1 protein-coding gene is annotated in these 833 nt (G+C 65.7%); it reads left to right on the forward strand.

What is annotated here, in order from left to right; translation table 11 throughout:
* Nucleotides 1-833 (forward strand): hypothetical protein (locus tag QQK16_RS21010; protein WP_308447095.1); only part of this gene is annotated, 833 nt, incomplete at both ends.

The following is an 833-nucleotide window of genomic DNA, read 5'->3' on the forward strand; positions in this document are numbered from 1 at the left end:
GGCAAGGGCAACGTCAGCCTCCAGGCTGCCGACCTGAACAACCAGGGCGGCACCATCGTCGCCGACGGCCAGACCCGTCTGGGCGCCACCCGCCAGCTCAACAACCAGAGCGGCCAGATCCATGGCGGCCAAGGCCTGAGCCTCAACGCCAGCCAACTGGATAACCGCCAGGGCAAGCTACTCAGTGGCGGCGACAGCCAGGTCACCGGCAGCGCCAGCCTGAACAACCAGGACGGCATCATCCATGCCGCCCGCCAACTGACGCTCAGCGGCCAGCAGATCAACAACCAGCAAGGCGCCCTGGTGGGCGGTGAGCGTCTCCAGCTCAGCGGCAACCTCGACAACCGCCAAGGCCAGGTCGCCAGCGGCGGCCAACTGCAACTGCAGCAAGGCCAGATCGACAACCGTAGCGGCAGCATTGCCGCCCAAGGCGATGCCCAGCTGCAACTCCACAGCCTGGACAACCAAGGCGGCAAGGTACTGGCCAACGGCCAATTGACCGTGACCAGCCAAGGCCAGATACAGAATGCCAGCGGCCAACTGAGCGGCGTCAATGGCGTCGTCCTGCAAGGCAGCGAGCTGCACAACCGTAGCGGTAGCATCCTTAGCGGCCAGGACCTGCAAGTGCGCAGCGGCAGCCTGGACAACAGCCAGGGTGTGCTGGGTGGTCAGGGCAAGGTCGTGGTCCAGGCCAGCGGGCAGTTGAACAACCAACAAGGTCAGATCGCTGCCGGCCAGACCCTGGACGTCAGCGGCGTGGGCATCGTCAACGACGGTGGCAGCCTGACCGCCACGGGTGATGTGGTGGTGGATGCGGGTGATGCCGCCTTGAG

The sequence above is a fragment of the Chitinimonas prasina genome (assembly GCF_030160395.1).
Classification (GTDB): Bacteria; Pseudomonadota; Gammaproteobacteria; order Burkholderiales; family Chitinimonadaceae; genus Chitinimonas; species Chitinimonas prasina.